Source organism: Kaistia sp. SLG-1 (assembly GCF_059699055.1).
The window spans coordinates 1734104-1750433 of sequence record NZ_AP048544.1 but is presented as its reverse complement, the minus strand read 5'-3'; the positions used below and the strand labels follow the sequence as shown (position 1 = coordinate 1750433).

The 16330-nt window shown below is 62.1% G+C and carries 12 protein-coding genes; 11 read left to right on the top strand and 1 reads right to left on the bottom strand.

Going from position 1 to position 16330, the window contains the following annotated elements:
* Positions 1-230: 230 nt before the first annotated feature.
* Both AC6HZP_RS07725 and AC6HZP_RS07720 read left to right on the top strand, forming a co-directional pair.
* On the top strand, positions 231-3821 hold the full coding sequence (locus AC6HZP_RS07725) for an AAA domain-containing protein (RefSeq protein WP_497526100.1): 3591 nt from the start codon (positions 231-233) through the stop codon (positions 3819-3821).
* A gap of 3 nt (positions 3822-3824) precedes the next feature.
* Positions 3825-5609 carry a phospholipase D-like domain-containing protein gene (locus AC6HZP_RS07720; protein WP_497526099.1) on the top strand — a complete coding sequence of 595 codons (1785 nt, stop codon included), beginning with the start codon at positions 3825-3827 and terminating at the stop codon, positions 5607-5609.
* Between the two features lie 355 nt (positions 5610-5964).
* Here AC6HZP_RS07720 and AC6HZP_RS07715 read toward each other — a convergent pair whose 3' ends face one another.
* Positions 5965-6864, bottom strand: coding sequence for a bacteriophage abortive infection AbiH family protein (locus AC6HZP_RS07715; RefSeq protein ID WP_497526098.1), 900 nt, complete (start codon positions 6862-6864; stop codon positions 5965-5967).
* A gap of 559 nt (positions 6865-7423) precedes the next feature.
* Between AC6HZP_RS07715 and AC6HZP_RS07710 the strand changes: the two genes are divergently transcribed.
* The 9 genes from AC6HZP_RS07710 (at position 7424) to AC6HZP_RS07670 (ending at position 16326) form a co-directional block, all read left to right on the top strand.
* Positions 7424-7756: a hypothetical protein gene (locus AC6HZP_RS07710; protein WP_497526097.1), complete on the top strand. Its 333-nt coding sequence runs from the start codon at positions 7424-7426 to the stop codon at positions 7754-7756.
* Positions 7757-8684: 928 nt separating this feature from the next.
* Positions 8685-8900, top strand: a complete 216-nt coding sequence (locus AC6HZP_RS07705; RefSeq protein ID WP_497526096.1) for a hypothetical protein — start codon at positions 8685-8687, stop codon at positions 8898-8900.
* 81 nt (positions 8901-8981) lie between these two features.
* On the top strand, positions 8982-9335 hold the full coding sequence (locus AC6HZP_RS07700) for a DUF3088 domain-containing protein (protein WP_497526095.1): 354 nt from the start codon (positions 8982-8984) through the stop codon (positions 9333-9335).
* A gap of 8 nt (positions 9336-9343) precedes the next feature.
* Complete coding sequence (locus AC6HZP_RS07695; protein WP_497526094.1) at positions 9344-10342, top strand: MsnO8 family LLM class oxidoreductase; 999 nt, start codon at positions 9344-9346, stop codon at positions 10340-10342.
* 12 nt (positions 10343-10354) lie between these two features.
* Positions 10355-11692, top strand: a complete 1338-nt coding sequence (locus tag AC6HZP_RS07690; RefSeq protein WP_497526093.1) for an LLM class flavin-dependent oxidoreductase — start codon at positions 10355-10357, stop codon at positions 11690-11692.
* Entirely contained in the window at positions 11689-12843 is a 1155-nt protein-coding gene (locus AC6HZP_RS07685) for a M20 aminoacylase family protein (protein ID WP_497526092.1), read from the top strand. The genes AC6HZP_RS07690 and AC6HZP_RS07685 overlap by 4 nt, the downstream gene beginning before the upstream one ends.
* Positions 12840-13403 (top strand): GNAT family N-acetyltransferase, encoded by a 564-nt coding sequence (locus tag AC6HZP_RS07680; RefSeq protein WP_497526091.1) that lies wholly within the window; start codon positions 12840-12842, stop codon positions 13401-13403. Before AC6HZP_RS07685 ends, AC6HZP_RS07680 begins: the two co-directional genes overlap by 4 nt.
* A gap of 143 nt (positions 13404-13546) precedes the next feature.
* On the top strand, positions 13547-15298 hold the full coding sequence (locus tag AC6HZP_RS07675) for an amino acid ABC transporter permease/ATP-binding protein (protein ID WP_497526754.1): 1752 nt from the start codon (positions 13547-13549) through the stop codon (positions 15296-15298).
* A 95-nt stretch (positions 15299-15393) separates the two neighbouring features.
* The gene (locus AC6HZP_RS07670) at positions 15394-16326 is read left to right on the top strand and encodes an ABC transporter substrate-binding protein (protein WP_497526090.1); all 933 of its coding nucleotides are present in this window, start codon (positions 15394-15396) and stop codon (positions 16324-16326) included.
* Positions 16327-16330: the final 4 nt, after the last annotated feature.

The following is a 16330-nucleotide window of genomic DNA, read 5'->3' as shown; positions in this document are numbered from 1 at the left end:
GGTCGATGCGCTGGAGCTGACCGACAAATGGAACGCCTGCGGCTTCGAACGGAATCTGGATATCGGCCAGCTAGCTGCACTGGCTATGACCTACCAATCCGCGCCTTATTGTTCTTGGACCACGGTACGACAATGGCTTTGACTCGAGGCCGCCGACCAACAAATATTCCCATCAGGAGTCGAGAGAGTACGAACCACCTCGCCCAACGAGATACGATCAAGGATGGCAAATGGGCAAACCGACCGCGCAGAAGGCCAAGAAAAAGCGACTTCCTTCACTAGAAGCACGGTTCACCTTTCACGATACTGCTGTAGCGGCTGGCGATCACAAGGCGCTTAAAGCTGCAAAATTCGCCGTCTTCGACGAAACGACGGGGCATGATCGTATCCTCAAACTTTGGCGCAAAACCGGCACGGAGGCCGACGCCGACCTGCGGGCTCTTTGGGTGCACGAGATGCGCCAAGTACAGCGGGTCATGTCCTATGCAGGCGCGCGGGACATCATCGTCGACGTGCTCGAGTTCGTAGAGGATGAGGAAAACTTCGGCATTCTACTTGAACATGCAGGCCAACCCTTAAAAACTCGGAAAGATCGAGTGTCAGCAGGGCATTGGCTCAAGAACCTGGGCGCTGTTCGTTCGCGCACACTATTCTGGCGCAATTTCAAGCGCGTCGTCTGGGCCCTTGGTATCATTCATTCCCAAGGGCTTGTGCACGGCAATATCGATGCTGACAACATCATGACCGAAGGCGCCGATGAAGCCGATTTCCAGTTGACCGGGTTCGAATGGAGCTTGCGTCTCACGGCGGACACTCCCAGTAAGACCCACGTCAAAGTCGTTGGAAGATCGACCGCCACTCGACCGACGAAGTACTCGTACGAGGAGGACTGGAAGGCACTTGGGCTGCTGATAGCACGTATGCTCGATACCTCGATTCACCCTTCAGGCAAAGCTTCTCCGTTGGGGAGAATCGATCCGCCGATCTCGCTCAGCACCAGCGAGCGCATTCTACTCAAGCGTATGGTGGCACCAAGTCGGACCGACAATCTTGAAGCGGCGTCCATTGCCCGGGCCGTCGACGACGTCATCGCTGAGGTGGGCCGCGCGGGGACAGTCCGCTCGGGCACGCTCGTCCTGGTTTTTTATCAGAATTCGGGATTGGCGGAGGCCATCTACGACGCATCTGACGGCCAAATTGCCGTCGACGAATACTTTAGGCAGCTCGATTGGGTGAGGGCCGACCTGGACGGTGGCGCCACATTGCTAGTGCCACGCGACTTTGAAGAAGGCACCGGCAAACTGCAGCTTGTGACGACCGCGATGCGATATGTCCTAATACCGCATCGGCAGGACGGGTCGGCGACCTGGGATATCGCTGCCTGCATTAAGGCCGAGTCGCGTCCCGACGCGCTGTGGATGGGCGATCAGCAAGAGCATGACCTGTTGCAGCCCATTGAAGTCAGCCCATCGGTCCGCGTGGCGGTTGACACCCGGGCGCGGTTGGGTCCCGATGCCCTAGACTGGAGCGCATTCGCGGACACAAACCGCGACGTCCATTCACCGGGTCGTGTCGAGTTAATTCGCCGCTCGCTGATGATGATCCAAGTGATCGAGGCCGTCGTCAAATCTCTCGAAGTCTATCCCGTTGAGGTTGTTCGGCAGGATTTCGAGAACGGCCGGCGCTATGTCCTGCTGCGCAATGCACGCGACAGCGACCGGGACAAGGTCGCCAAGCGCATCGGCATGATCGATACGCAGACCTCACTCAAGCGCCTTTTCGACGACGACCATCGGGACAGCGAGGGCAAATGGCGATTATCTATGGCGGCCAGCCTCGGCGCCAGCCGTAGGGAAGACGTAACGGCGACGTTCACCCAGGTAGAAGAACATAGGGGAGCGACGGTCTACCGCTTCGAGATCGAAGAAGAGCTCCAGGCGTTGCCGACGCTTTTCTTGCGCACCGAACGCGACACCGGCACAGAGAACCAGATCAGCCGCCGATTAAAGATCATAAAAGGCCTATCGACTCGGGTCGATCTAGCCGACATGTTCGACGATTCGTGGCGCGTGCGGAGGTCTAGTCGCGATCCGATAGATATCGGCGACACCAAGGATACCGAACTGATGGATCTGGACGCCCCCAAACGTCGGGCTCTGGCCGGTTTGTGGGGAACCTTGCCCGCCTATTTCGTCGTCGGGCCGCCAGGCGTCGGCAAGACCAAGCTGGCGACCGAAGTCATCAGGCGACGGTTTTCTGACGATTCTTCTACCAGAATGCTCGTCACGGCGCAGGGACACGATGCGCTGGACCATCTGCAGGAAAAGGTCCAGGAAACCCTAGATAACGCCAAGCTCGACGTGATTATTGCGCGATCCTCCGTTCCTGACCGCGATGCCGGTGATGCCGATGTGCAGAAGACAGCTCATCAGATCCTGCGGGTACTTTCCGAAAGCCGAATGGCTCAGAGCCTCCCAATTTCGGCGCGTGACCGCGTGATCACCCTCGCCGATGCTGCGGCAAGGCTGGCGGATTCCGGTTCGTCGCTCAAGGATGAACGTGCCGGGCTCAACGCCGTATCCAGTCTCGTACTTGACGCGGCCAATGTGGTCTTCTCGACACTTAACTCCGCGGACGTCGAGCGGCTGGTCGAAGCCCGCGAGCAATTCGATTGGGTTCTGGTCGAAGAAGCTGCCAAGGCCGTCGGCCCAGAGCTCGTCGGGGCGCTGGCGCTGTCGGGCCGTCGCCTGCTAATCGGCGACCACAACCAGCTTCCTCCGTTTGAGGCGGAGCGGCTGACCAAAATCCTTTCTGACCACGGCCGGGTCGCCGAGGTGGTAGGCATCGCTGAGCAATACGTCGGCCCTCTGATGCGTGACGGCGAATTGACCGAGCTCGCGGAGGTCGCTGCCGACGAGGGGCAACTTCGTGAAATCGCCGATACCGCGCTCCGTCTGCTCGAACCGTTCCGGAATGTGGTGGTCGAAGACGAACGCCGCGCCAAGCTCAATACCGGCCATCGACCGGTTTCTTCCGTGCTGACCGAACAGCGCCGCATGGATCCCGCCATAGCCGAGATCGTCTCGCGAGGGTTCTATGGCGGCACGTTGCTGACCGAAGAGGGGCGCGCAGCCTACGCGGCAAATGAGCCGGACGGCTTCACCTGCAGGAACCTAACGGCGGCTCCCGTGACCTTGGTGGATTTCCCTCACGTATCCTCCCGCGGCACAGGATCGGCCTATGAGCATAGTCGGCCGCGGTTCCACAATCCGAGCGAGGTCAGGGCCGTTGCTGAGGTTTTGAACCGCTTGCGGCCCACCATTTCGGAACGGCATGAGAAGAGCCCCACCCTGGCAGTGTTGTCGTTCTACAATGCCCAGGTCGAGAAACTGAACGAGAAGATCGACGGTGCGATCAAACAGGGGGCGCTCGCCCATCTTTCGGGATTTGTTCCTGCCGCCAGTGACGGCCGCTGGGCCAATACGGTCGACGGTTTCCAGGGAAACGAAGCCGACGTGGTAATTCTTTCCCTCGTCAGGAATAACGCCGGCAGCGGCGCCAGCGCGTTGGGCTTTCTCAGGGACCGGCGCCGGTGGAACGTCGCATTGAGCCGAGCCAAATCTAAACTTGTGATCGTCGGCAGCCTTACCTTCCTCCGCGAGGCTGTCCGCGGCGTCAATCCCGAGGGCCTCGACCACGACCTTTCGTTCCTCACAAACGTCGACGAGGTCTTGACTGAGTTGCAGAAACGGCCCGGTCTTCGTATCGCCGGAGAGCCGCCGGCGGCGGTCGTCCCGCCCAAGGCGCTAGGGATCAACTAACTTATGCTCATCGCCATTCCCGTATTTCGCCTGTCCTGCACGGTCACGATCGACAAGGGTCGCGCCTGGAGCGTGGTCGAGGAAGCGCTCCTCTGGACCGTGAGTAGAAAGCCATCCGCTGTGTCCGATCTGGTTTCGGCATCCGGTCTGAAGAAGCAGATCGTGGTGGCAGCGCTGTCCCGCCTGATGCGTTTCCGCTTGGTGGAACTCTCGATCAAAGACGGCGCGGCCACATTTGTCGCCAGCGACTACGGCCGGGACGCAATCAAGGACGGACGTACACTACCGTTCTTTCCTAAAAAGGAGACCAAGCGTGTTTCCTTTGTTATCGAACAGGCGACTGGCGGCTTTTTTCCCAGTGCACAGGTCCGCGTGATTTCGAGATCCATCCTGGACGCCGACAGCGATCCCGACAAACGGATCGTGGTGGTCGAGGGAGGAGGGCCCGTCATGTCTCACGAGGCCAACCTGGCGCGCCTTTCCCAGATCGCGGCACGCGGCTACGACGAGCAGCTGGCCAATATAGACGGCCGCACTGCCTCGCTGCGATCCGAGTACATGGTCATCAAGGTGATCGACGGGGTAATCCGCAACTTGCCCGACAACGCAACCGAGGCCTTGCGCGCCGTGGTCGAAAAAGCCTCAGCGGGACCGGCCAATGCCAACGTTCCGGTTGACTATGAGGGGGCCCCCGAAGAAGCCGAAGAGACCAGGTCCGAACATAGGCTGGATTTCCGGCCGGAGGACCTGGTCATCGGCGGATCTGCCCAGAAGACATTGCTGCTGGACGTCATTGCGTCGGCCCATTCGCGGGTGATCATGCATTCCACGTTCCTAGACCATAGGAAGTTTAAGGATCTGCTCCCCGAAATTCGCGAGGCCTGTTCGCGAGGCGTGACCTTCGACTTGCTGTGGGGCGCCGAAACCCCAACTGATGACGAAGAGAGCAAGAACGCGCTCTCAGCCGTCGAGATTGCGCGCATGGTACGCGAAGATCGCGACATTGGTCGCCGCTTCCGCGTCCACATGAAGACCACCGGCTCCCATGCCAAATTGCTGCTCGCAGACAATGCCGAGGGCGACTGGGTCGCGGCCGTCGGATCGTGCAACTGGCTTTCCTCGCCGTTCGGGGCTGTCGAGTTGACTGCGGTCTTGCGGGCCGCGTCGATTGTGGCGGACGTCGCCGTCGCCCTGCAGCGGATGATCGGCCGCCGTGGCCTTTCAGAAGACATTGCCACCGAAATGGCTTTCCTCGCTCGTGAACTGCGGCGCCGGCCCGCAAGCGAGGGCACGGCGACCGCCACTTTGATCCGCGGTGACCATCACGACGTCATGATGCGCACTGGTAGCGGGTCGGCGATCCGGAAGGTTCTCGCCGGTAGCCATCGCCTAGGTTCGACCGCAAGGCCGGGATACATTATCCAGGCTGAGGCGGCGCGCGAACGCGTTTCCACTCTAGAAGTGACGCTGCTCTATACGATAGCCTCTGGTCCGCTGAAGAACCGGCATGCTCGGAAGCTGGCCGAAGAGGCAGCGGGTAACGGGGTGCACCTGATCAGGGTTGAAAAGCCCCCCCTGCACGGCAAGTTCTTGGCGTGGGACGACGACGACGTCGCCGTGACCAGCCTCAATTGGGGGTCAGCAAGGGCGCACGACGACTTTCCCGAGGCTGAAATCGGGGTTCATATCCGCAGCCCTGGTATTTCCGCGGACCTAATGCGACGAATCGAAGCCATCTTTCCCGCGACGCAGCCCAGCTGTTCCATTTCTTCCGAAGTCGAGGGCTAGGCGGTCAGTGACAGCTTTTCTTGGGGGAGTACCAGGATGCTACAAGACTATGATTTTCCATGCGAGCGCACCCACGGTCGTCATTGCCGCCCCGAATGTGACTAGGTCGGGACCACTATGACCAGAAACAATCTCCCCAGAGGACCACGCCGATACGAGCCCCAACCCGATTATTCAGGAGCGGTAGGTGCCAAGATGCCGCCCAGGTGCGCTCGGCTTCCAACGCAGATATCGATTGATCGACTTCAAACGAGCAATATCGTCTATGATGAGACTATATTCTTCATTGGGAATTCTAGTCGGGGCGGTCGTCGCCAAATTTATTTCCTCTCCGATTACAAACCTCTTCGATGGTTCAAAACGCATTCAGCAAGGCATACTCAGTCAGATGGGCCTGCACACCCAGCGTCTCCATGCGCTGGCGCAACCCATCAAGATCCCCGCAGTAGCTGACCTTCCAGCGGACCCAATTGACGTCGATATTCGCGATAACCTCCTCAAAGTACGGGTGATCGACCTCCGAAACCGAATGTCCCATCACAACAATCCGATCGACATCCGACAGCCCGGCAAAGAAGCCCGCGTTTTTCTCGATGACTTTGGCGGTGGGTTTGAACGTGTCCCTGAAGTAGTCGTCGACAATCCTCTGCCCTTCGACGACACGCATGTCCGCACCCTCCGGATCCTGCTCGAAACGGTAGGGATCCGGATTGGGATCGGGCTCCCATCCATGGCCCAGCACCAATGTCTCCGTTGGGTTCGCCGCCGCCCCGTGGATATGCAACACGTTGTTGTCGGGAACCCCATACAGGCGTTGTAGAGACGGCGTGTAATTGAAGTTCAAGAAGACCGCCGAGGGATCCACCGGAACGCGCTGCCCGCTAAACTCAACAGCCAATGGGACATGAAGCTGGCGTATCCATTCGGCGAACCGCAACCGCAGCGTCGTCGAGATCGCCTCGACCGCCTGTTGAATCTCGTACTGGTAATCGTGGTGGTATGCGTCGCTCCAATCGTCGGCCCCATATCCGACCAGAAAGCTGGAGGCGTCCTCGATCAGTGAATCGCTATCGAAGGAAGCCAACCGATCCTCGAATTCGGCCCAGAACTGCGCATCCATCTCGAAGTATTTCTCGACGACCACGTAGGTCTTGTTATCCGACCGCCGGAGATACTTTCCGAACGCCTTATAGGATGACGGAATTCCGTGGTGGAGATCGAAGCCGTTTCCGATGATGTAAAGAGTCTTCCCCATCCCAGCCCTTCAAGGTTTTCCCGTTCGCCAACGCATTCGCTCATCTGCGCTGCTCTTCAATCGCTCATCTCCCTATCCGGCTCCGCAATCAACTCCTCCGCCAATTCCGAAAGCTAGGGCGAACCATCATCGATCTGAACCACGTTGGCGTGAACCGCGTAGTAAACACCGACGGTCCGGAAGCGCTCCCCGAGCCGCTCCGTAAACATCCTCTGCAGCTTGGCGTCTCTGCTCAAGACGCTCGACATGGCGCGACCACCACGCATGAACCTGATCGCATGTTCCGTTCCGAGCAAATAGAGGTGCTTACGCTTCGCCGTCGGATGCTCCGCAAGCAGCAGGTAGTCCTTGAAAACCGAACTCTGGCGGATCGTCTCGTGCCCGCCTCCGTCTCCAGATCGAAATCGCGGCGGTATTTCCCGCACCGAGAGACACAGATTCGACACGCTCGTACGGCTCGAGAATTTGTGGCAGGCACATAAGTTCAAAGGGGAGTTTTATTGCGGCAGTCACGGCGTTCGACAGGTACTCGTCGGCCGCATTGTCACGATGGATGGGAATGGTACGATCTACCCCCTATGGCGCAATCTGCATCGAAGCCGACCGCATTGCCGCCGTCGTCGCCGACCCTGGTCATGTCCCCAATGAATTCGCAGGCATCACACCAATCGACACCCACGGGACGATCTACCCGGGTCTAATCGAGCTCCATAACCACTTGAGCTACAATTTCCTGCCGCTCTGGAACGTCCCGAAAACCTACACCAACCGAAATCAGTGGCGCGAGCGCGAACCCGACTACAAGGTTTCGATCTCCCTCCCCGCCCTCGTCATCGGCAGCAACGTTGATGTCGACTATCCGCGCAGCATCGCGCGCATCGTCGGCTTCTAGCGTCTTCGATTAGATCGTCGAACGTTCGCAATTGAGGGCGCAAAGTGGTCGCTCTAAAAACTGATGGCAGTTCACCACTTTTGCCATCCGTCAGTATCGACCCGCCTGAAACGAAGGCACACTCGGTTCGCAGAAGTCATAGATATGCATTCATCTGAGCGACCCAATCGGGGTCGAAAGCAGTTGGTCGACTTCTGCTAGGGGAGAAATCGGAGCGGACCCTCCGGCAGCAAAACGCACGCGCGGAACATGGCCGGTGTTTTGACCAGGTCTGAGGCCTTGCGTCGACGACGTGCGCAACAACGAGCGGACAGGCGGGTGCTTTGCGATGACTGAAAGGTCACACCCTCCTGCCCGTTCGTGGCGAGCAGAGGCCCGCCCGCGGGATCGTAGTCAGTTCGATCCGCAGGCCACAAGCCTGTCAGCGGCTTTAGTGGTTCGCGCTACTTGAGCAATTTTGATAGGGAGCAAGTTGGGCCCTTGAGCACGCCTCTGAGAAAGGCGTACTGCTTTCGGCTCGAGGAGTTTGTTGAGGCACCTACAGGCAGCGAGCCGCGGCACTGAGCCAGCCGATCTGCAATCCCGCCTCCCCCAGAGCACGCGAGACATAGTAGCGAACCCCACGCTTGTTGGCGTGACTGCGCGTCATCCGGTTGTCGAAAGCGCGGCAAAGCGCTGCTGCTCGGAGGAGATCGCGCGTGCCGAACCGGAACCGGGATCAGCAGCCAGGATCTGCCCGCCGGCGACGCGATGGCTTCGACCAGGGCAGCTCACACATCTGCTCGGCTGCAGGATCCCCCGCTCGGCCGCAAGCTAACTAGCAAGCCATGTCTGCCGTTCTTCTGAAAGCCAGCGCAAAAGCTATACTATGGCTTAAGATACCGTCTGGTTGGGTGTTCGCGGGTGCCGGTTCCGCATCGCGCTGTGCATGTCCTACCCGTATCGCATGCAGGAAGTTCGCGCGATTGGGCAAAGTACGGGCGAAATCATCCGCTTCACCAATGCTTCAGCAATCGACAGGTCGGTATTTCCTGGCGACGTACACAACCGCCTACCGGCGTCGTTGAGCGGTGCATCGCTGCGTAACGCATGGAACGCCTATACCGACTGCAACCGCTTTGCCCAGAAATTCTTCCGCAAGTAAGGACAACTCCGCAAATCGGTGACCGGCCAAAGCCCTGCCCGGTATCCTATTCTCTACCGGATCGATAGAGAATTGGAGCGCATGATGCCCGAGAAGGCGAAACTGTTCCTGCTTCCGGCCGAATTCGACGACGCTGCCTATCCCGACCAGCGCTTCTTCTGCCGGCATGGCACTCTCGTCGAAGGGGTTCTGCAAGCCTTTCCGGAAGTGCGCGATGCGCTGGAGATCGAGCGGGTACCGTTCCCGCGACCGCGCCAGCGCGTGATCGAACTCGTCGGCGAGGCGCATCAGAGCCTGCCGCTGCTGGTCCTGCCGGCCGGCGAGCAGAGTTCGGCCGCCACGGGCTCCGCCAACGGACGCAGCTTTGCCTCCGGCGCCGAAGCGATCCTCGCCACCCTGGCCGAGCGGCACGGCATTCCGGTCATACATCCCTGAGGTGCGCCATGGCTTACGCACTCAGTCTTCTCGACAAGAGTCCGATCGCCAAGGGCGAGACGGCCGCTGCGGCGCTGGCGCGCACCACGCGCCTCGCCCGTATCGCCGAGCGGGAGGGCTTTCGCCGCTTCTGGATAGCCGAGCATCACGACACGGCCGATCTCGCGAGCCCCGCGCCCGAAGCGGTGATCCCTTATGTTCTGGCGACGACCGAGACCATCCGGGTCGGCTCGGGCGGCGTCATGCTGCAGCACTACAGTCCCTACAAGGTGGCCGAGATCTTCAACACCCTCGCGGCGCTGGCGCCCGGCCGTGTCGATCTCGGCATTGGCAAGGCACCGGGCGGCCTGCCCTTCTCGACCCGCGAACTGCAGAGCGAGCGGGTCAACGGCACGCGCCCCGATTTCGAGGCGAAGCTCGCCGAACTGACGCTCTTCCTCGATGACGCGCAGGGCGAGACGCGGGCCCGGGCGACTCCGACAGCCGAGACGCCGGCATCGCGCTTCCTCCTCGGCGCCAGCGTCGACAGCGCGAAGCTGGCCGCCCTCCTCGGCTGGACGTTCGTCTTCGCCCGCCACCTGAACGGCGACGAGGCGCTGCTCGAGGCTTCGCTCGACGCCTACCGCCGGGACGGAGGCCGAGAGGCGATTGTCGCCATCGCGGCGATCGTCGGCCGCGACCGCCGGAAGGCGGCCGAGCTCGGCGAAAAATTCCAGCCGATCAAACTGCATGTCGAGGGTCGACAGAGCGTCACTGTCGTCAATGAGGAACAGGCGCGTGAATATGCGCGCCAGGCCGGGGCCACGGACTTCCGGACAACACCCGCCACGCCGAGCCTGGTCGCCGGCGACGCCGGCGATCTTCTCGACGAGCTCGACCGCCTGCATGACCGCTTCGATGTCGGCGAGTTCGTCGTCGACCTGTTCAATTCCGGCGACTCGCGGCTCGAAGCGGCGGAATTGATCGGTCGCGCATATGCAGCCGCGCGCACCACCGTCTCGGCCTGACAGGAGCCAGCCATGAGCAGACAGATCCCCTTCGGCATCATGCTGCAGGGCCCCGGCGGCCACATGAATGCCTGGAAGCATCCGAGCGTGCCGCCGGACGCGAGTGTCAACTTCGACTACTACGTGCGGACCGCTCGACGGGCCGAGGCCGCCGGCATCGCCTTCGCTTTCGTCGCCGACGGCCTCTACGTCAACGAGGTCTCGATCCCACATTTCCTGAATCGGTTGGAGCCGATCGCACTTCTCTCCGCGCTCGCAGCCGTCACCCAGAAGATCGGTCTCGTCGGAACGCTCTCCACCTCCTATTCCGACCCGTTCACGGTCGCGCGGCAGTTCGGCTCGATCGATCGCATCAGCGGCGGCCGGGTCGGCTGGAACGCCGTCACCTCACCGCTTGAAGGATCGGCGCGAAACTACAGTCGCGAGCACCACCCGGAACATGCTCTGCGCTACCAGATCGCCGCCGAGCATATCGATGTCGTGAAGGGATTGTGGGACAGCTGGGACGACGACGCTTTTGTCCGTGACCGCGACAGCGGCCAATATGCGGACTTCTCGCGCATGCACCGGCTGGACCACAAGGGCCAGTTCTTCTCCGTCGAGGGGCCGCTCAATCTCGGCCGCTCGGTGCAGGGCCAGCCGGTTCTCTTCCAGGCCGGCGGCTCCGACGACGGCATCGCGCTTGCCGGCCGGCATGCCGACGCCGTCTTCGCCAATGGCGCATCCTTGGCCGAGAACCGCGAGCTGACGCGGAAGCTGAAAGCGAGCGCCGTGGCGCATGGCCGCCGCTCCGACGAACTCAAGGTGTTTCCCGGGATCGCTCCCATCGTCGGCTCGACCGAGGAGGAAGCGGAGCGGAAGTACCGGGCGGTCCGCGATCTGGTCACGATCACGGAGGCCCTCCACTATCTCGGCCGCTTCTTCGACCATCACGACTTCACACAATATGACGTCGACGCGCCGTTTCCCGAGATCGGCGAGATCGGCCGCAACAATTTCCGCTCCACAACCGACCGCATCAAACGAGTCGCGCGCGAGAAGCACCTGACGCTGCGAGAAATCGCGCTCGACACAGCAACGCCCCGGAGCGGCTTTATCGGCACGCCGGAAAAAGTCGCCGACGAACTGGAGCGCTGGGTCGACGAGGGGGCGTCGGACGGTTTCGTGCTCGGCTTCCAGGTCATCCCGGAAGGGTTCGCCGATTTCGAGGCGCATGTGCTGCCGTTGCTCGAAGCGCGGGGACGGCATGTACCGGGCCTGACCGGCTCCACATTGCGGGAACATCTGGGACTGCCCTTTCCGAGGAGCCGCTATGCGGCGGGACAGACCGTGCTCGGAGCAGTTGGATGACGATCGACAGCGAACGTTTCATCGCGCTGAGGCGCCAGCTGCATGCCGAACCCGAACTCGCCTATCAGGAGGTGAAGACGAGCGCCCTGGTCGCCGGACTTCTCGGCGAATGGGGCTATGACGTCGCGACGGGGGTCGGCGGGACAGGCGTGGTTGGCACGCTCCGGCAAGGTCACGGCACGGGCACAATCGGCATCCGCGCCGATATGGATGCGCTGCCGATCGAGGAAGCGACGGGGCTTGCCTATGCGAGCACCGTCAAGGGGCGAATGCACGCCTGCGGCCATGACGGGCACACGGCGATCCTGCTCGCCGCGGCGCAGGAACTGGCGGTGACGCGGCCGTTCTCCGGCACGGTGCGGGTCATCTTCCAGCCCGCCGAGGAAAGTGGCGGTGGTGCCCGCAAGATGATCGCGGACGGCCTGTTCGAACGCTTTCCGGTCGACGCGATCTTCGGCCTGCACAACTGGCCCGGCGTGCCGGCCGGCAGCTTCTGCTTCATCGAGGGACCGGCGATGGCTTCGGTCGACCTCGCCATCATCCGCATCATCGGCAAGGGCGGCCATGGCGCCAGACCGCACGAGACCGTCGATCCGGTCGTCGCGGCGGCCTCGCTCGTGCTCGCGCTGCAGACCGTCGTCTCGCGCAATGTCGATCCACTCGACGCGGCCGTCGTCACGGTCGGCTCGATCCATGGCGGCATTGCATCGAATGTCATTCCCGACGCGGTCGAGCTGCAGATCACAATCCGCAGTTTCAGCCCGGCGATCCGCGAACAGGTGCGCGAGCGCATCCTGGCCCTCGCCGACGCCCATGCCGCCGGCTTCGGCGCCCGAGCGGAGGTGCACTATCCGCGCGGCTATCCCGTTCTCGTCAATCACACCGCTGAGACCGCCTTCGCGCGGCAAACGGCGATCCGGCATTTCGGCGACGATCGCGTCGGGGATCTGAGACCGATCACCGCCAGCGAGGATTTCGCCTTCATGCTGGAGGAGCGCCCGGGTTCCTACCTTTTTGTCGGCAATGGTCCGAGCGCCGATCTGCACAGCCCGAACTACGACTTCAACGACGACATCCTGCCGGATGCGGCCCGCTACTGGGTCAGCCTCGTGCAGGACTACCTTTCCAAGAATACTGAGGCGGCCGCATGAGCACCGACGTCTTCTTCTACACGACCCCGCTTCACGAGCTTGCCCGCCCCCTGGTCGAGCAACTGACGGAAGAATATGCCCGCCGCTACGGCGATATCTTCGGCGAGCCGGCCGATGCGGAGATGAACCGCTATCCGCCGGGATATTTCGCGCCGCCGCACGGCAATTTCCTGCTGCTCCTGCGCGACGGCGTCGCCATCGCCGGTGGTGCTTTCAAGCGCTATGACGAGACGACGGCGGAGGTGAAGCGGGTCTGGACCGATCACGCACATCGCCGCCAGGGTCTTTCACGGATCGTGCTGGCCGAGCTCGAGGCGCAGGCGCGACGGCAGCACTACAGCCGCTTCTACCTCACGACCGGCTTCCGCCAGCCCGAGGCACGGTCTCTCTACCTGACCAGCGGCTATTCAGCGCTGTTCGATGTGGATCTGGCTCCCGAACTCTACGGGACGCTCCCGTTCGAGAAGTATCTTTACGGCCCGCCGCCCGGCTACGCGCCCGCCATACAGCCACCACCGGAGGGCGGGTGGAAAGCGCCCGCGCACGACAATCACGCCTGACAGCGCGGTTGTGCAAATCCCTACCCGCACCGGGCTCAGAAACAAAAAAGCCATCGTACGCTTTAGTCGATTCATTCAGTAGAGTTTAATTCATGTAACCTACGGATGAGGTTCGCGTGTCGACGACAGCAGAAACCGGCACGGTGGCGGGCGTTCTCGACGCGCCGCATCGAGAAACGCCCAAACGGTACACGATTGTTCCGGCCCGGCATCCTTGGCGTATATTTGGAGCAATCGTTTCTGCGCTTTTGATTGCGATCACCCTCCAGTCTATACTCTTCAATGAGCGCTGGGGATGGCCGGTATTTGCCCAGTATTTCCTGGCCACGCCCGTGCTGATTGGCCTCGGCCGCACATTGCTGCTGACCGTCCTCGGATCGGTGTTCGGCTTCCTGCTCGGTGGACTGCTCGCCTTCGCCCGCGTGTCGAAATCGCGCCTGCTCTCCGGATTGTCCTGGAGCTATATATGGCTGCTGCGATCGATCCCGCTGATCGTCCTGCTGCTCATCCTCAACAATCTCGGCTATCTCTACCCGACGATCGACGTCGCCATACCCTATACCGGCATCGTCTTCGCCGAATACCACACCACGACGGTGCTCAGCGTCTTCGCCGTCGCCGTGATCGGTCTCAGCCTCAACCAGGCGGCGTTCTCGGCCGAGATCATCCGCGGCGGCATCCTCGCCATCGACCATGGCCAGCAGGAAGCCTCGGCGGCGCTCGGGCTCTCCTGGTGGCACCAGTCGCTGCACATCATCGTGCCGCAGGCCATGCGCGCCATCGTCCCCTCGGCTTTCAACGAGATCATCGGCCTCGCCAAGGCCACCTCCATCGTCTACGTGCTGGCGCTGCCCGAGCTCTTCTACAGCGTCCAGGTGATCTACAAGCGCAATCTCGAGGTCGTGCCGCTGCTGATGGTGGCGACGGTCTGGTACCTGATCATCATGAGCGTGCTGTCGCTGGTGCAGTTCGGCATCGAGCGCTATTTCGCCCGCGGGGTGACCCGAGAGGTGCAGACGTCGATCCTCAGTCGCCTGTTCGGGCCCGGACGCACGGCGCGCGCCATCGCGGCCGCCCGAGCCCTGCCGGCGACCGCGCGCGCGCCGCTCGCCGCCTTCGACCGGCATGGCCACGACGTCGGCCATATCGAGATCCGCGACATCTCCAAGCGCTTCGGCGACTTCGCGGCGCTCGACACGGTCAGCCTCAACATCGCTCCCGGTGAGGTCACCGCCATCATCGGTCCGTCCGGCGCCGGCAAGTCGACGCTCCTGCGCACCATCAACCATCTCGAGCGGCCGGACGACGGCTATGTCGCCATCGACGGCAAGATCATCGCCTTCGAACGCCGTGGCAACGTGCTCTACGAACTCAAGGACCGCGCCATCCGCAAACGCCGGGCGGGCGTCGGGATGGTGTTCCAGAACTTCAACCTGTTCCCGCATCTGACGGTGACCGAGAACATCATCGAGGCGCCCATCGCCATCCAGAAGCTGCCGCATGCCGACGCGGTCGCGCTGGCGCTCGACCTGCTCGGCCGCGTCGGTCTGGCCGGCAAGGCGGATGCCTATCCGCGCCATCTTTCCGGCGGCCAGCAGCAGCGCGTCGCGATCGCCCGGGCTCTGGCACTGAGGCCCAAGGTGCTGCTGTTCGACGAACCCACGTCGGCGCTCGACCCCGAGCTGGTAGGCGAGGTGCTCGACACCATCAAGGAACTCGCCAAATCCGGCACCACTCTGGTGATCGTCACGCACGAGATCGGCTTCGCCCGCGAGGTCGCCGACCGGGTGGTGTTCATGGAGGGCGGCCGCATTCTCGAAGAGGGGCCGCCACGCCAGCTGTTCGAGGCTCCCGTGCATCCTCGGACGAAAGCGTTCCTCGCCAAGGTTCTCTGAGCGACAGGAACCGGCGATCGCGCGAAGCGCCGGGCCTGCGGACACCCCAGGGTGCCCGCCAACCTCTTCGCGCCCATTTTCCGAAAGGTTGCCCCATGCAAGCCACCAGACCTCTCCTGGCCGCCGGCCTCCTGGCCGCCACCCTGTTCTCCGCTTCGGCCACCTTGGCCGCGGACGCGTTCGATCTGAGCCCCGAACAAGCCGGCCGCATCCGTACCGAGCCCAACAAGGAAGCGATCGCGCTCATCTCGCCCGAGTTCAAGGCCGCGAAGGACGGCGTCTTTACCGTCGCACTCACGGTGGGCGACCCGCCGCAGAGCACCTATGCGAGTGACTCGCTCACACCCGTCGGCGCGGAAGAAGACACCGCGCAACTCATCGCCGACGCGCTCGGGCTCAAGCTCGAACTGGTGCCGGTTGCCTGGGCGGACTGGCCGCTCGGCCTGCAGTCGGGCAAGTTCGACGCCGTGATCTCCAACGTCACCGTCACCGAAGAGCGCAAGGAGAAGTTCGACTTCTCGACCTATCGCGAGGACGTCATCGGCTTCTACGTGCCGAACGAGAGCAAGATCAAGGAGATCAAGGAGCCCAAAGACATCGCCGGACTGAAGGTGATCGTGAGCGCCGGCACCAACCAGGAAAAGATCGTGGTCGAATGGGACCGGCGCAACCAGGCCGACGGCCTGGTCGCGGCCGAGTTCCAGTATTACGACGACAACGGCGCCGCCGAGCTCGCGCTGCTCTCGGGCCGCGCCGATGTGCAGTTCGATCCCAACTCGACACTCTCCTATCGCGCCGCGGTGAGCGGCAAGACCCGGCTCGTTGGCATCATCAACGGTGGTTGGCCGCTGACGGCCGAGATCGCGGTGACTACCCGCAAGGGCAGCGGCATCGCTGACGCCATCACCAAGGCCATCAACGGGCTCATCGCCGACGGAAAGTACATCGCCGCGCTGAAGCGCTGGCATCTCGACGCCGAGTCGATCGCCCAGTCGAGAACGAACCCGCCCGGCCTGCCGAAGAGCTGATCGA

What these genes read in the sequence shown, in the direction of transcription:
- AC6HZP_RS07725 (WP_497526100.1), top strand. Translation starts at nt 231, where the DNA reads ATGGGCAAACCGACCGCGCAGAAGGCCAAGAAAAAGCGACTTCCTTCA.
- AC6HZP_RS07680 (WP_497526091.1), top strand. Translation starts at nt 12,840, where the DNA reads ATGAGCACCGACGTCTTCTTCTACACGACCCCGCTTCACGAGCTTGCC.
- AC6HZP_RS07710 (WP_497526097.1), top strand. Translation starts at nt 7,424, where the DNA reads ATGGTACGATCTACCCCCTATGGCGCAATCTGCATCGAAGCCGACCGC.
- AC6HZP_RS07715 (WP_497526098.1), bottom strand. Translation starts at nt 6,864, where the DNA reads ATGGGGAAGACTCTTTACATCATCGGAAACGGCTTCGATCTCCACCAC.
- AC6HZP_RS07695 (WP_497526094.1), top strand. Translation starts at nt 9,344, where the DNA reads ATGGCTTACGCACTCAGTCTTCTCGACAAGAGTCCGATCGCCAAGGGC.
- AC6HZP_RS07690 (WP_497526093.1), top strand. Translation starts at nt 10,355, where the DNA reads ATGAGCAGACAGATCCCCTTCGGCATCATGCTGCAGGGCCCCGGCGGC.
- AC6HZP_RS07685 (WP_497526092.1), top strand. Translation starts at nt 11,689, where the DNA reads ATGACGATCGACAGCGAACGTTTCATCGCGCTGAGGCGCCAGCTGCAT.
- AC6HZP_RS07700 (WP_497526095.1), top strand. Translation starts at nt 8,982, where the DNA reads ATGATGCCCGAGAAGGCGAAACTGTTCCTGCTTCCGGCCGAATTCGAC.
- AC6HZP_RS07705 (WP_497526096.1), top strand. Translation starts at nt 8,685, where the DNA reads ATGTCCTACCCGTATCGCATGCAGGAAGTTCGCGCGATTGGGCAAAGT.
- AC6HZP_RS07720 (WP_497526099.1), top strand. Translation starts at nt 3,825, where the DNA reads ATGCTCATCGCCATTCCCGTATTTCGCCTGTCCTGCACGGTCACGATC.
- AC6HZP_RS07670 (WP_497526090.1), top strand. Translation starts at nt 15,394, where the DNA reads ATGCAAGCCACCAGACCTCTCCTGGCCGCCGGCCTCCTGGCCGCCACC.